The sequence below is a fragment of the Hominiventricola filiformis genome, from assembly GCF_020686965.1.
Taxonomy (GTDB): domain Bacteria; phylum Bacillota; class Clostridia; order Lachnospirales; family Lachnospiraceae; genus Hominiventricola; species Hominiventricola filiformis.
This window is the reverse complement of sequence record NZ_JAJEPS010000005.1, coordinates 87,735-102,649: the sequence shown is the minus strand read 5'-3', so window position 1 is coordinate 102,649 and position 14,915 is coordinate 87,735. Positions and strand designations below refer to the sequence as shown.

Here is a 14,915-nt window from a genome sequence, read left to right as displayed (position 1 = left end):
GATTTTTTGTAGTAAATGACCTCTTTAGTACAGCTTTGCTCCTGCCGGAATACTGTCATCCAGCATCAAAAGATTTAAGCCTTCCCGTCCGTCATACTCGTACACTGCGGAAATCAGCATACCCTCGGAATCAATACCCATCATCTTTCTCGGCGGCAGGTTTGTGATTGCCACACAGGTCTTACCAACCAGCTCTTCCGGCTCGTAATACTCGTGAATACCGCTTAAAATGGTGCGTTTCCGGTCTGTTCCGTCATTCAGTGTGAATTTCAGGAGCTTCTTGGACTTCGGCACTGCCTCACAGGCTTCGATCTTAACCACTCTGAAATCAGACTTGCTGAATGTCTCAAAGTCTACATCATCTGCAAACAACGGCTCGATTTTCACCTTGGAAAGATCAATCTGTACGCTTGGCGCGGACACGGTTGCATCCTCTGCAGAACCATTTACCGCTGCTTTTTCGGCTTTGTTTTCAGCCTTCTTTGGGTCCAGGGTCTTCATTGTCGGGAAGAGCAGTACGTCACGGATAGCCGGACTGTCAGTCAGAAGCATAACCAGACGGTCAATACCGTATCCGATACCACCTGTCGGAGGCATACCGATCTCCAGTGCATTCAGGAAATCTTCATCTGTATGCTGCGCCTCGTCATCACCTGCTTCCGCATTTGCATCCTGCTGGGCGAAACGCTCTCTCTGATCAATCGGGTCATTCAGCTCAGAATATGCATTACACATCTCCCATGTATTAATGAACAGCTCGAAACGCTCTACTTTATTCGGGTCGGACGGTTTCTTCTTGGTCAGCGGAGAGATAGACAGCGGATGATCCATGATAAAGGTCGGCTGAATCAGCTCTTTCTCACAGTACTCCTCGAAGAACAGGTTAATGATGTCACCCTTTGTATGACGCTCCTCATATTCGATGTGACGCTCATCTGCCAGTCTCTTAGCTTCCTCATCGGTCTCAACGGCATCAAAATCAATGCCTGCATATTTCTTAATCGCATCGTTCATGGTAAGACGCTCAAAGGGCTTGCCAAAGTCGATCTCAATTCCATTATAAGTAAACTTGGTGCTTCCGCAGACTTTCTCAGCCAGATAACGGAACATGCTCTCTGTCAGTTCCATCATGCCTTCATAGTCCGTATAGGCCTGATACAGCTCCATCAGAGTAAATTCCGGATTATGACGGGTGTCTACACCTTCGTTACGATATACACGACCGATCTCGAAGACTCTCTCAAGTCCGCCTACAATCAGTCTCTTCAGATAAAGCTCAAGGGAAATACGGAGCTTTACATCCTCATTCAGTGCATTGTAATGAGTCTCAAACGGGCGTGCTGCTGCTCCACCTGCATTGGAAACCAGGGTTGGAGTCTCTACTTCCATGAAATCTCTTCCTGCCAGGAAGTTACGGATCTCTTTAATGATCTGGGAACGTTTGATGAAGGTATTTTTTACATCCTCGTTCATAATCAGATCTACATATCTCTGACGATAACGCATATCCGTATCGGTAATTCCATGATATTTCTCCGGAAGAATCTGAAGACTCTTGCTCAGAAGCGTCATCTTCTCTGCATGAATGGAAACCTCACCGGTCTTGGTACGGAATGCATAGCCTTCCACACCATAGATATCACCAATATCAGATTTCTTAAAATCTGCGTAGCTCTCTTCTCCGATGGCGTCTCTTGCCACATAAACCTGAATGGTTCCTTTCAGGTCACGGATGTTACAGAAGGACGCTTTTCCCATCACACGCTTGAACATCATACGTCCGGCGATGGATACATGGATCGGCTGTGCGTCCATGATCGCTCTTCTCTCATTATAATCCGCATTCTGTGCGTCTTTTGCCTGTACCTCATCCATTCCATCAGTGTTCAGCGGTGCTCTTCCTGCGAGAATCTTTGCCTCATGCTCTTCGTAAAGAGCTTTTACATCTGAAGAATGATGGGTCTGGTTGTATTTTGTAATCTGGAACGGATCTTTGCCTGCATTCTGGAGGTCAGCCAGCTTCTCGCGGCGAACCTTTAACAGCTGTCCAAGATCCTGTGTGTTATTATTTCCTGCCACTTTCTCTCTCCTTAGTTTGCTCTGTGAATGCTGAGCACTTTATATTTTACAACACCAGCCGGTGCTTCTACTTCCACGACGTCTCCTACTTTTGCTCCGATCAGTGCTTTACCAAACGGGGACTCGTTGGAGATTTTATTCTGAAGACTGCTGGCCTCGGAAGAGCCCACCAGTTTGTATTCCTCTTCTTCGTTATATTCAATATCAAGGACGCGTACCAGGCATCCGATATTAACCACGTCAAGGTCGACTTCGTCTTCATCAACGACCTCTGCATTTTTCAGAATCTGCTCGATCTGCTCAATACGTGCCTCGATGTCTCTCTGCTCATCTTTTGCTGCATCGTACTCAGCATTCTCAGAAAGGTCTCCCTGCTCTCTTGCCTCTTTGATCTTCTGAGCGATCTCACGTCTCTGGTTTACTTTCAAGTCCTGCAGCTCATCCTGCAGTTTTTTAAGACCTGCATAGGTCATAATATTTTTTTTATCCGCCATGTTTAACACCTTCCAATCTATTCAATAAATCTATTGAGTCAAGTTATTTTATCGTACCTAAGAAATAATGTCAAGGTGCATTTCCCAGTCATGAAGGTCCAGAATCAAGTTCCCTGAGGGTTTTTCTGCTCCTGGCTTCTTCATTGCTACAATCAGTCCCCGACTGTCGAACAGTTCTTCTGCCTGTTCCTCAAACTGTTCTTCCCGCTCTGTTACCAGATACAGCACATTCAATCCTGGAACCAGTTTTTCCAGAATTGCCTGCACCTGCCAGACTGGTTCGTTTTCGTTATCGATCAGAACCAGTTCCAGCTTCTTCAGGGGAATTCCCCGTTCTCTTCGCATTCTGGTCAGTATTTCCGGAGTCATCCTCATATATAGGAAGAAACTCTTCTGCTCCTCCGCTTTCTTCTCGGGTAATGCTTCCATCTGCTTCTGATTCTTCAACCATCTGCGAAACCAAATCCACCATCGCATCTAAAGGCACTTCCGGCATATTGTTTCTATAAACTATATGTCACAGCCCCTGAATTAAATGCTCCAGAGCTTCCAGACTTTCGATCTCATTAACCCGCGCCCGGAGTTTCGCCGAATTAGGATATCCGGCTGTATACCAGGCCACATGTTTTCTCATCTCCCGGATTCCGGTATATACACCTTTATATTCCACCAGCATCCTCGCATGCCGTAGAATCATCGCTTTCACTTCTTCCAGATCTGGCTTTGGTTCTTCTTCCCCAGTCTCCATCCAGTGCAGAATCTGCCGGAAAATCCACGGATTACCCTGTGCGCCCCGACCAATCATGATGCCGTCGCAGCCAGTCGTCTCCATAAGCTGCCTTGCAGCCTCCGGAGAAGTCACATCTCCATTTCCAATGACCGGAATCTTCACCGCTTCTTTTACCTGGCGGATAATGTCCCAGTCCGCTTTTCCACTGTAGTACTGCTCTCTGGTCCGGCCATGCACCGCTACCGCTGCTGCTCCTGCGCTTTCCGCAATTCTTGCAATCTCCACCGCATTGATATGCTCATCGTCAAATCCTTTTCGAATCTTTACGGTTACCGGTTTTTTGATGGCTTTTGCGGTCTTACTGACGATCTCTTCCACCAGCTTCGGATTTTTCATAAGGGCGGAACCTTCGCCGTTGCCAGCTACTTTCGGCACTGGACATCCCATATTGATATCCAGAATGGAAAATGGGCGGTTCTCTATCTTTTTCGCCATCTCACTGATGATATCCGGATCGGAACCAAACAGCTGAAGTGACACTGGCGGCTCCCGGTCATCAATGGTAAGCAGTTCTTCTGTATTCTTGTTATTAAAATAAATTGCCTTCGCACTGACCATCTCCATACAGAGAAGCCCCGCTCCCTGTTCTTTGCACAAAAGACGAAATGGCAGGTCCGTAACACCTGCCATTGGAGCGAGGATCAGATTATTTTTCAGACTTACATCTCCGATCTTCAATGTCTGTATCATTCTTCCACATCCTCACCAAGGAAGAACACTTTATAGTACAGTTCCAGTGACTGTAACAGCTCCGCCTTCTCTTTCCTGATCTGCCGGATCTTCAGTTCACTTCCGATATCATCATAAAGCAGATCTTCTTCATTTGCAGATACTTCCAGCAGAAGATTTCCCTCCTCATCAAAAACCAAGGTCAGCACACCGCCAATATCTTCTGTGAACAGCACACACATAATCTTCAGTTCGTCCTGAATCTGCTGCGGAAGTGCCTTAAAATCTTCATTCAGATAATATTTTTTCTCGTAGGAACTTGCTCCGCAGAGCACTACTCTGTCCTGATACATCTGTTATTTCTCCTATACATATCCATACAATCCACGCACGGACACTTCTCCTGCGTAGACGCAGACCGTTTCACCGTCCGCTTTTTTCACAACTAACTCACCCAGATCATTGATGCCGTCAGTCGTTCCGGTGTATTCATGTCCCGGTTCCAGCACACGGATCTCATGACCGCAGGTGACACAGTTTCTATTATACTCATCCTTCAGCGCAGACAGATCTTCCGTCTTCAAAAATACTTCATAAAGGTCTTCCAGTTCTTCCATAATCGAAGCAATCAGTCCGGCTCTTGCCACCGGATGTCCTGCCGACAGTTTCAGTGAACCTGCAATCTCACGGATCTCCTCCGGAAACTCTGTCTGATTGACATTGATACCGGTACCGATAACCACATAATTGATGTAATCTACTTCCGTATTCATCTCCGTCAGGATTCCACAGACCTTATGACCATCCACAACCACATCATTTGGCCATTTAATTCCTGCCTGAAGGCCTGTCTCCTTCTGAATCCCGCGGACTACTGCCATTGCCATAAGAAGGGTCAGGCGTGAAGCATGTTCCGGACGGATCTCCGGGCGAAGCAGGATCGTCATGGCAATATTGGTTCCCTTAGGTGTCTCCCAGGAACGGCCACGACGGCCCTTGCCACCGGTCTGTTCTTCCGCCACCGCCAATGTTCCATTTACTGCACCATCTTCTGCTGCACGTTTCAGATAATTATTCGTGGAATCCACTGTCTCCAGAAAGATACAGTTTCTTCCCATCCATCTGGAATGCAGACGGCTTATAATTTCCGGAACTGTCATCACATCCGGCACGGCATCTTTTTTCAGCAGATAACCTCTGTTCTTCACGGCTTCTATCTGATAGCCTTCTTCCTGCAGCTGGCGGATTACTTTCCAGACAGCCGTCCGTGACACGCCAAAATGATCACAAAGCTGCTGTCCGGACACATAATCTTCTGCCTCCCGCAGGATCTTCAATAATTCTGCTTTCATAATATTCCCCCCATACTAAGGCCGGCCAGTACGACTGCTGCCCACATAAACCCGGTCAGTACAGCATAGATAAGGCTTCCCAGCCGGTTGTCCATCGTCCACTCCCGGGCAGCACCTGAGCCGAAAATACCGGCTCCTGCCAGAAATGCCAGCAGCATGCACGGCATCCGGTTCTCCTGATCAGATGCTCCGACAAACCACATGGCCAGAATGAAGAGACTCAGCCACACAGATATATTTCTATATTTTTCTAGAAAACCTTTCATGATTCCTCCGGCTTTTTATGCTCCCAGCGTTGCTGCCATCACAGCTTTGATGGTATGCATACGGTTCTCAGCCTCATCAAATACAACAGACTGGGATGACTCAAATACTTCGTCGGTTACTTCCATGGCATCCAGATTAAATTTCTCGCTGATCTGTTTGCCGATCTTGGTTCCCAGATCATGGAACGCCGGCAGACAGTGCATGAAGATTGCCTGCTCTCCTGCATTTTCCATCACTGCTTTATTTACCTGATAGGGAAGAAGGTCATGGATACGCTCTGCCCATACTTCATTCGGCTCACCCATGGATACCCATACGTCTGTATAAATGACATCTGCGTTCTTAGTTGCCTTCTGTACATCCTCTTCCAGCGTGATCTTTGCGCCGGTCTCTTTTGCGATTTCCTGGCACTGATCGATCAGCTCCTGGGACGGCCAGTATTTCTTCGGCGCGCATGCAGTAAAGTCCATACCCATCTTCGCACATCCTACCATCCAGGAATTACCCATATTGTAACGGGCATCACCCATGTAAACGACTTTCACATCCAGATTTCCGAAATGCTCACGAATGGTCAGCATATCTGCCAGAATCTGGGTCGGATGGAACTCGTTGGTCAAACCGTTCCATACCGGAACCCCTGCATATTTTGCCAACTCTTCCACGATCTCCTGACCATATCCGCGGTATTCGATACCCTCATACATTCTTCCCAGCACACGGGCCGTATCTGCAATGCTCTCCTTCTTACCGATCTGAGAACCGGTGGGATCAAGGTAAGTCGTTCCCATACCCAGGTCATGGGCAGCCACTTCAAAAGAGCAGCGGGTTCTGGTACTGGTTTTTTCAAAAATCAGTGCGACGTTTTTACCCCTTAAAGTGTCTACCGGAATCCCTTTTTTCTTCTTGTCTTTCAGCTCTGCAGCCAGATCCAGAAGATAAGTCATCTCTTCCGGTGTATAATCAAGCAGTTTCAAAAAATTTCTTCCTTTTAAATCCATGGTGGTGTCTCCTTTTGTATGTATGTGCTTTCATGCAAACAGGCTGGCGCAACATGCTGCGTCAGCCCGAAATGTGTTTCTGCAATGCGAATTACTTCTCTTTCGCTACTTCTGTAACGGAACTTACCAGTCCGGCAAGCTTCTGAATCTCGGACGGAATAATGATCTTGGTTGCCTGTCCGTCGGCTGCCTTTGCAAATGCCTCCAGGCTCTTCAGCTGGATCACTGCTTCATCTACTCCTACTTCTTTCAGGAAACGAAGACCGTCTGCATTTGCCTGCTGTACTTTCAGGATGGCTGCTGCCTGACCTTCTGCTTCCTTGATCATCTTCTCTTTCTCTGCTTCTGCTCTCAAGATTGCTGCCTGTTTCTCAGCCTCTGCATCCAGAATCGCAGACTCCTTATGACCTTCTGCCACCAGAATAGTGGACTTCTTCTCACCTTCTGCCTTCAGAATTGCCTCACGACGTTCACGTTCTGCCTTCATCTGCTTCTCCATGGCATCCTGAATGGCAGCCGGAGGAATGATGTTCTTCAGTTCCACACGGTTCACTTTGATGCCCCACGGATCTGTTGCCACATCCAGGGAAGCACGCATCTTGGTGTTGATGGTCTCACGGGAAGTCAGGGTCTGGTCAAGTTCCAGATCTCCAATGATATTTCTAAGGGTGGTAGCGGTCAGGTTCTCGATAGCCATGATCGGATTCTCTACACCATAAGCGAAAAGCTTCGGATCCGTAATCTGGAAAAACACAACCGTATCAATTCTCATGGTTACATTATCTTTCGTAATTACCGGCTGCGGCGCGAAATCCACTACCTGCTCTTTCAGGGTCACTTTCTTTGCCACACGATCAATGATCGGCACCTTGAAATGGATACCTACCGGCCAGGTTCCGTTATACGCACCCAGACGTTCCATAACAAGTGCGGTAGCCTGCGGTACCACTTTCACACAGGATGCCAGAATGATCAGAATCACCAGAATCAGTACGCCTACTAAAATCATTTTATTTCCTCCTTTATCTCCTCCACGATAAGCTTCACGCCTTCGATGGCACAGATCTTTACTTTGCTGCCTGCCGGGATAATCTTCAAATCATCCTCGCTTCTTGCTGTCCAGCTGATATCGGCAATGTCAACTTCTCCGGTCTGCGCCAGATTATTGATCTCCTTCGTTGCTACGGCTGTTCTGCCGATCAAACTGTCCGCATTGGTTTTTACCTGTCCCTTTTTCATAAAGCGCATGGCTGCCGGTCTTGTAACCAACAGTAAAATCAGTGACAGTACCAGAAAAATTCCTGTCTGGACTCCCATACTCGCACCAAAAAAGGTAGAGATAAATGCTGCTGCCGCCCCGCCTGCGAACCAGACTGTCGTCAGGCCCAACGTCGCAATCTCAATGGCCAGCAATACGATCACCAGCACAAGCCAGATCACTGCAGAGTTCATTCCTGTCATGCATTTTTCCTCCGTTTGCTGTGATTGTTTTTATTATACAATATTCTCATACGGTTGACAACGAAAGGATTTATGAAACTGTCTGCAGCTTTCCCATCAGCTGCTCATACTCCTGCTGCGTCTGCAGTTTTTTGATCTTCTTCTCCAGTCCCTTCACTTCCGGGAACAGTTTCACCTGATAGAGCCACAACTCTTTCATTTTAAATAGCACGTTCCGGTAACCACCCAGATCCCGTTCCAGATAGCCGTGATAGACCAGATCGTGAAACTCCCAGAATTCTTTCCGTCCGGTTTCCGGATGGAGAAGTCCCGGATTCATGAGAAATCCCCTGCCAATCATCAAACAATCTGTATCCGGCCGCTCTTTCTGAAATTTCTCCAGCTTCTCCTGATTGAACAAATCACCGTTATAGCATATAGGATTTTTGCTCTCCTTTGCCGCCAGATCATACATTTCCATTCTGGGGTAATTCTTGTACCCATCGGTCTGTACTCTTGGATGAATGATCAATTCTTCCAGAGGATAACGGTTGAAAATTTCCAGAAGTCTCGGAAATTCTTCCGGCTTTTCCTTCCCGATTCTGGTTTTTACGGATAATTTCAGTTCTGAACCCAGTGCCTCAAAGATGTTGTCCAGGAAACAGTCCAGCTCTTCCGGAAATGCCAGAAATCCGGAACCTTTTCCTTTGGTCACCACCGTTTTGGACGGACATCCAAGGTTTAAATTGATCTCCTGATATCCATAGTCTTTCAATGCTTTTCCGAGGCGGATAAATCCATCTGCCTTGTTGGTCAGAATCTGCGGTACCACATAAATTCCTTCATTATGTTCCGGCAGGATTTCCTGCAGCTCTCTTGTCTTAAAATCCCGCTTCTCATGAGTTTCCAGAAACGGGATAAAATATTTATCAAGAGGTCCGTATACTTTTGCATGAGCCTGTCGGTAGGTATAAGTGGTAATGGCCTCCAACGGGGCCATATAGTAATGCATTCCCATGATCGTATCACCTTATTCTTATGTTATCGAAATTATATTCTAAAATCCCCCAGTGAGTCAATTTGTTTTCTATGAATACATTCCCGTTGACACATTCTTTGATTCATGCTACGCTACTCAAATATGAACAGTTCATTTTTGAATTATCCGGGAGTGAGGTAAAAACCATGAATGTACGTCTGGAATTTGCAAGAAAAATACGATTGGCATACAATGATTATTGCAAATCTTTATGTAAAGAGATTCATATGCCGCAAACAGCCTTTGATATTCTTATGTTTCTTGGCAACAATCCGGAATGCAAAACAGCCAGCGACATCGTGGAAATCCGGAAAATCAAAGCCAATCTGGTCTCTGTCAATGTAGATAAACTGGTAAAAGAAGGATATCTGACCAGAAACAGTATAGAAGGAGACCGACGAAAAATCGAACTTCAATGTACGGAACAAGCACTTCCCATTATCGAAAAAGGCAGAAAGCTTCAACAGGATTTTGAAACCGTTCTTCTTAAAAACACAAATGAGAACGATCGAAATGGATTTTTCAGGACGCTGGAAATCATCGAAGAAAACCTGGAGCAGCTGACCCCTGAAAATCATTAATACTGCAACAGAAAATCCCCGCGGTCCATACCATCGGACCGCGGGGTTACATTTTCTATCTCTATCGTTCTTCCCTGAAGTAGGCCAGGCCCAGACTTGCAGGCGGCTGACTCTCTCTCTTACTGCGGATGCTGGTCACTACCAGTACCACCAGAGTTACCACATACGGAATCATTTTATATAACTCCTGGAACTCCATATGGTCCATTCCGGTCGGAATATAGAGATACAGGATATACAGTCCTCCAAACAGGAAGGATGCCAGAATGCTGATATTCGGACGCCAGATGGTGAAGATTACAAGGGCGATAGCCAGCCAGCCTCTGTCACCGAAGGCATCGTTGGACCATACGCCGCAGGCATAGTCCATAACATAGTAGAGACCGCCAAATCCTGCGATCATACATCCGACACAGGTTGCGATGTATTTATATTTTGCCACGTTAATACCTGCTGCATCTGCAGTACTCGGGTTCTCGCCGACTGCACGAAGCTGAAGGCCCACACGGGTGTGATGCAGAATATAGGATGCTACCAGCGCAATGAGCACTGCCAGATATGCCAGGAAGCCGTAGGACAGGAACAATTTTCCAAACCAGCCCAGTTTTCCTGCAAAGGGAAGGGTCTTGCTGAAAAATCCACTGGTTGCCGTCAGGGTAATGGAGGGAACATCGCTGTCTACCAGTTTGATCAGCGAACCGCCAAAGAAGTTACCAAAACCAACACCAAATGTAGTCATGGCAAGTCCTGTTACATTCTGATTTGCTCTCAGTGTCACGGTCAGGAAACAGTATAAGATTCCCATGAGCAGCGAGCCAAGCATGCAGCATGCCATCGGAATCAGAATGGCGAGGGTTCCGTTCATGGCAGACGCATCCGGCACAGAATGTTCATAGAAGAAAGAACCAATCACACCACAGATGGCTCCCACATACATAACGCCCGGAATTCCCAGATTCAGATTACCGGATTTCTCGGTCACGATCTCACCGGTACTTCCGAACAGCAGCGGAATGCCCTGCACAATGGCTCTTGGAATAAACGCAAGTAAGAAGTTCAACATGATTTATTTTACCTCCTTCTTCTCTGCTTTTTTACGTGACTGCAGCTGATACGAGATGAAGAATTCACAGCCGATGATAAAGAACAGAATAATTCCCGTCAGGATATCGGAGTAAGACTGGTTCAGTCCGAAGTTTGTGGAAATCTCACTGGCACCACGATTCATGAAAATGATCAGGAAGCTGGAGAATACCATGGTCAGCGGATTGAATTTGGACATCCAGGATACCAGAACTGCCGTAAATCCCTGACCTCCTGCAATGGTTGTGGTTATCGTATGATTGATGCCTCCCACCAGCAGAAGACCAACCAGTCCGCAGATAGCACCGGACAATACCACCGTCCGCATGATCACTTTTTCTACTTTAATGCCAACGTATTTCGCCGTGTTCTCACTCTCACCCACAACAGAAATCTCATAGCCATGTTTACTGTAGTTAAGATAAATATACATAAATGCCGTAATGAGCACTGCCACCAGAATGCTTAAGAGGTATTTGTAACCGAATGCCTGGGGCAGCCAGCCCACATTCGTATTCTGATTGATAATTCCAATCTTTCCGGAGCCCTTCGGCACTTCCCATACAATGGTATAAAATGCCACCAGCTGAGTAGCAATATAGTTCATCATCAGAGTGGAAAGAGTCTCATTTGTATTCCATTTTGCCTTGAAAAATGCCGGAATAAATCCCCAGAACGCACCAGCTGCGATACTTGCCACGACCATGCAGAGGATGACTGCCGCATTCGGAAGCTTGTCCCCCAGACAGATCATGCAGGCTGCAGATGCCAGACCACCGATGAGCACCTGACCTTCACCGCCAATATTCCAGAATTTCATCTTGAATGCCGGAGTCAACGCCAGGGAAATCAGAAGCAGAATGGAAATGTTCTGGAAGGTAATCCAGGTCTTTCTGGCAGAACCAAATGCTCCTGCAAAAATAGATTGATATACCTGAATCGGGTTAATCCCCGTCGTTACGGTTGTAATTATCGCGCAGAGAATCAGCGCCAGCACAATGGCCACTGCCCGGATTCCCAGCGACTGATACCAGGGAATGGCATCCCTCTTTACAATATGGAAAAGCGGTTCTTTCTTTTTCTCATTCATGTTCTTCACTGCCTCCCATTCTGGTCATCATCATGCCGACCTCATTTTTATCTGTCGTTCTGGCATCCACGATGCCGCTGACTTCTCCTCCACAGAGAACCATGATCCGGTCGGAAAGTTCTACCAGCACATCCAGATCCTCGCCGACAAAGATAACAGCCACGCCCTTTTTCTTCTGCTCATTCAGCAAGTCATAAATCGTATAGGAGGAGTTGATATCCAGACCACGCACTGCATAAGCCGTCAGCAGAACGGTCGGTGAGGATGCAATCTCGCGTCCCAGCAGTACTTTCTGAACATTACCACCGGAAAGACGGCGAACCGGTGTGTGAATGCCCGGTGTTACCACTTCCAGACTCTCTACCACATGCTCTGCCAGTTCTCTGGCCGGTTTGCGGTTGACAAAGGGAGTCTTTCCTTTCCGGAAGGAACGAAGCATCATATTATCGGTCAGATCCATATTTCCTACCAGACCCATGCCTAGACGGTCTTCCGGAACAAACGAAAGGGAAACACCCATCTCCGCAATCTTCAACGGATCTTTTCCAATTAACATTTCTTTTGTGCCATCCGGTTCCATATAGGCAATCGTTCCGGACTCTACCGGCTGAAGTCCTGCAATTGCTTCCAGCAGCTCCTTCTGTCCGCATCCGGAGATTCCGGCAATGCCAAGAATCTCACCGCTATTGGCAGTAAAGCTGACATCCTTTAACTTTACCACGCCCTCTTCATTCCGGACAGTCAGACCCTCCACCTCGATTCGTGGTTTCGGATCTACCGGGTCCGGACGGTCAATGTTCAGGGTTACCGTATGTCCGACCATCATATTGGTCATTTCCGTAATGTTGGTCTCGCTGGTCTTCATATCACCAATATACTGGCCATTTCTCAGGACTGCCACACGGTCAGACAAAGATTTTACCTCGTTCATCTTATGGGTGATAATGACAATCGCTTTTCCATCATCTCTCATTTTACGAAGTACACGGAACAATTTTTCCGTCTCCTGAGGGGTCAGCACTGCCGTCGGCTCATCCAGAATCAGAATGTCCGCACCGCGGTAAAGTACTTTTACAATCTCCACGGTTTGCTTCTGAGAAACAGACATATCATAAATCTTCTGCTTCGGATCCACTTCAAATCCATATTTTTCACAGATGTGTGCAATCTTTCCGGATGCTTCTTTAATATTCAGCTTTCCTTCCAGACCCAATACAATATTTTCCGTAGCAGACAGTACATCCACCAGTTTGAAATGCTGATGCACCATACCAATGCCCAGCTTTAATGCATCTTTTGGTGATTTGATAATCTCTTCTTTTCCATTGATAAAGATCTGTCCCTCATCCGGGAAATAAATACCGGAAAGCATATTCATCAGTGTTGTCTTTCCGCTTCCGTTTTCTCCCAGGAGCGCCAGAATCTCTCCCTTATAAATATCCAGATTCACTTTCTCATTGGCAACAACCGCGCCAAAGGTCTTCGTTACGTTTCTTAACGAAACTGCTGCTGTTCTGGTATCCATCTTTCGTCCCCTTTCTATATTAGAACCGTTCCGTCCTTTTTCCCTCATATGGCAACTTCCATATGACGGAAAAAGGGCGGCGCGGCGATAGTCGCTGTGCCGCCCTTTGCAAGGCATTTTATTTTAATTAGAATGCGGTATCCAGAAGGTTGATGCCGTCGATCTGTACATTGAAGTACGGAGCGGAACGGTACTCAGACTCATGGAAATATCCGTCGCTTACTACCTCATGATCCGGGGTGTAATCTGCATCCGTATCCACATCTGCTTCATAACTGGTCATCTCTGCACCATCAACGGTGAATGTAGCGGTATCAAATACATGTAAGGTACCAGCTTCAATCTCAGCAGTTGCTGCATCGATTGCTTCCTGAGTTCCATCTGCTACTGCGCTTCCAAGGCTGCTCAGTTCAACAGAACCGGTAGCCAGTGTTCCGGTCCAGTCAGCGTCGATCTGGGTTCCATCTGCTACACAGTTCATTGCATACTCAAAGTAGGGCTCCCAGTTTACTCTGGAAGATACAAGGAAGGTGTTCGGGCAAGCGCTTTCGGTGCTTCCGTTGTAGGATACGTTCGGTACACCTGCGGTCTCGCATGCGGTCGGAGCTCCCATGGAATCTGCATGCTGGCTGATCAGTACGCATCCGTCCTCGATCAGTTTGTTAGCGCCCTCTTTCTCAGCGGTCTCATCATACCAGGAACCGGTAAAGGTAACGTCCATTGTTACGCTCGGGCATACAGAACGTGCGCCCAGGAAGAAGGAAGTATATCCGGAGATAACCTCTGCATAGGTATAGGCTCCTACATATCCCATCTTTGCCTGATCCTCAGTGATATCTCCGTTTGCGATCATCTCATTTAATTTCATACCTGCAGCGATACCTGCAAGATAACGTCCATCATAAATAGAAGCGAATGCATTGTGGAAGTTGTCAAGTCCCTCTGTATGAGCCTTAGTTCCGGTTGCATGGCTGAACTGTACTTCCGGATACTCTTTTGCAGCCTCGATGATGTAATCCTCATGTCCAAAGCTGTCTGCGAAGATGAAGTTGCATCCTGCATCTGCCAGCTCACATGCTGCATCATAACATTCCTGACCTTCCGGGATATTGGTCTTTGTCATATACTCAATGCCAAGCTTCTCACATGCTTCTTTTGCTGCATTCATGAAGTTCAGATCATAAGTAGAGTTCTCATCATGCAGGAAAATGAAACCTGCTTTTACGTTGGTAACTGCAGCGGTGCTGTCTGCATCTGCTTCCGTGTCAGCTGCCTCATCAGTAGTCTCTGCTGCTGTACTGTCAGTGCTGTCTGCTGCTGTGGAAGAACCGCATCCTGCAAGAGTCATTGCAGTCAATGCCATAGCAGTAAGTAAACTTACAACTTTCTTTTTCATAAATAATCCTCCTGTGTTCCCATTTACGGGTTGTCTCTTATGAGCTGAACTTATGAGCCATAAGATCAGTCGTTCTCTTAATACTTGTTAAGTATAGGCAAAGATTGTA

General features: G+C 46.9%; 16 protein-coding genes. 1 reads left to right on the top strand and 15 read right to left on the bottom strand.

Annotated elements, in window-relative coordinates:
• Positions 1 to 24: 24 nt before the first annotated feature.
• The 11 genes from lysS to LKD36_RS06875 all read right to left on the bottom strand — a co-directional run bounded on the left by lysS (position 25) and on the right by LKD36_RS06875 (position 9,110).
• The gene (gene lysS, locus LKD36_RS06925; RefSeq protein WP_308459190.1) at positions 25 to 2,079 is read right to left on the bottom strand and encodes a lysine--tRNA ligase; all 2,055 of its coding nucleotides are present in this window, start codon (positions 2,077 to 2,079) and stop codon (positions 25 to 27) included.
• An 11-nt stretch (positions 2,080 to 2,090) separates the two neighbouring features.
• On the bottom strand, positions 2,091 to 2,573 hold the full coding sequence (greA, locus tag LKD36_RS06920) for a transcription elongation factor GreA (RefSeq protein ID WP_308459189.1): 483 nt from the start codon (positions 2,571 to 2,573) through the stop codon (positions 2,091 to 2,093).
• Between the two features lie 57 nt (positions 2,574 to 2,630).
• On the bottom strand, positions 2,631 to 3,050 hold the full coding sequence (locus LKD36_RS06915; protein WP_308459188.1) for a hypothetical protein: 420 nt from the start codon (positions 3,048 to 3,050) through the stop codon (positions 2,631 to 2,633).
• A 40-nt stretch (positions 3,051 to 3,090) separates the two neighbouring features.
• Complete coding sequence (gene dusB / locus LKD36_RS06910) at positions 3,091 to 4,053, bottom strand: tRNA dihydrouridine synthase DusB (RefSeq protein ID WP_308459187.1); 963 nt, start codon at positions 4,051 to 4,053, stop codon at positions 3,091 to 3,093.
• On the bottom strand, positions 4,050 to 4,385 hold the full coding sequence (locus LKD36_RS06905; RefSeq protein ID WP_118770509.1) for a DUF6145 family protein: 336 nt from the start codon (positions 4,383 to 4,385) through the stop codon (positions 4,050 to 4,052). Before LKD36_RS06905 ends, dusB begins: the two co-directional genes overlap by 4 nt.
• Before the next feature lie 12 nt (positions 4,386 to 4,397).
• The gene (locus tag LKD36_RS06900; RefSeq protein ID WP_308459186.1) at positions 4,398 to 5,384 is read right to left on the bottom strand and encodes a biotin--[acetyl-CoA-carboxylase] ligase; all 987 of its coding nucleotides are present in this window, start codon (positions 5,382 to 5,384) and stop codon (positions 4,398 to 4,400) included.
• The gene (locus tag LKD36_RS06895; protein WP_118770507.1) at positions 5,381 to 5,650 is read right to left on the bottom strand and encodes a hypothetical protein; all 270 of its coding nucleotides are present in this window, start codon (positions 5,648 to 5,650) and stop codon (positions 5,381 to 5,383) included. The genes LKD36_RS06900 and LKD36_RS06895 overlap by 4 nt, the downstream gene beginning before the upstream one ends.
• A gap of 15 nt (positions 5,651 to 5,665) precedes the next feature.
• A complete protein-coding gene (gene argF / locus LKD36_RS06890; protein WP_308459185.1) occupies positions 5,666 to 6,652 on the bottom strand; it encodes an ornithine carbamoyltransferase in 987 nt (328 codons plus the stop codon).
• Positions 6,653 to 6,743: 91 nt separating this feature from the next.
• Positions 6,744 to 7,661 (bottom strand): SPFH domain-containing protein, encoded by a 918-nt coding sequence (locus tag LKD36_RS06885; RefSeq protein ID WP_118770505.1) that lies wholly within the window; start codon positions 7,659 to 7,661, stop codon positions 6,744 to 6,746.
• Positions 7,658 to 8,113: an NfeD family protein gene (locus tag LKD36_RS06880; protein ID WP_308459184.1), complete on the bottom strand. Its 456-nt coding sequence runs from the start codon at positions 8,111 to 8,113 to the stop codon at positions 7,658 to 7,660. The genes LKD36_RS06885 and LKD36_RS06880 overlap by 4 nt, the downstream gene beginning before the upstream one ends.
• 70 nt (positions 8,114 to 8,183) lie before the next feature.
• A complete protein-coding gene (locus tag LKD36_RS06875) occupies positions 8,184 to 9,110 on the bottom strand; it encodes a tRNA-dihydrouridine synthase family protein (protein ID WP_308459183.1) in 927 nt (308 codons plus the stop codon).
• Between the two features lie 167 nt (positions 9,111 to 9,277).
• Here LKD36_RS06875 and LKD36_RS06870 point away from each other — a divergent pair, with 167 nt between their 5' ends.
• Positions 9,278 to 9,712, top strand: a complete 435-nt coding sequence (locus LKD36_RS06870; protein WP_308459182.1) for a MarR family winged helix-turn-helix transcriptional regulator — start codon at positions 9,278 to 9,280, stop codon at positions 9,710 to 9,712.
• Between the two features lie 61 nt (positions 9,713 to 9,773).
• Here LKD36_RS06870 and LKD36_RS06865 read toward each other — a convergent pair whose 3' ends face one another.
• The 4 genes from LKD36_RS06865 to LKD36_RS06850 all read right to left on the bottom strand — a co-directional run bounded on the left by LKD36_RS06865 (position 9,774) and on the right by LKD36_RS06850 (position 14,806).
• Positions 9,774 to 10,772, bottom strand: a complete 999-nt coding sequence (locus LKD36_RS06865; protein ID WP_118770526.1) for an ABC transporter permease — start codon at positions 10,770 to 10,772, stop codon at positions 9,774 to 9,776.
• 6 nt (positions 10,773 to 10,778) lie between these two features.
• Positions 10,779 to 11,885, bottom strand: coding sequence for an ABC transporter permease (locus LKD36_RS06860; protein ID WP_118770504.1), 1,107 nt, complete (start codon positions 11,883 to 11,885; stop codon positions 10,779 to 10,781).
• The gene (locus LKD36_RS06855; protein WP_308459181.1) at positions 11,878 to 13,410 is read right to left on the bottom strand and encodes an ABC transporter ATP-binding protein; all 1,533 of its coding nucleotides are present in this window, start codon (positions 13,408 to 13,410) and stop codon (positions 11,878 to 11,880) included. The genes LKD36_RS06860 and LKD36_RS06855 overlap by 8 nt, the downstream gene beginning before the upstream one ends.
• A 127-nt stretch (positions 13,411 to 13,537) precedes the next feature.
• A complete protein-coding gene (locus LKD36_RS06850; RefSeq protein ID WP_308459180.1) occupies positions 13,538 to 14,806 on the bottom strand; it encodes a BMP family ABC transporter substrate-binding protein in 1,269 nt (422 codons plus the stop codon).
• Positions 14,807 to 14,915: the final 109 nt, after the last annotated feature.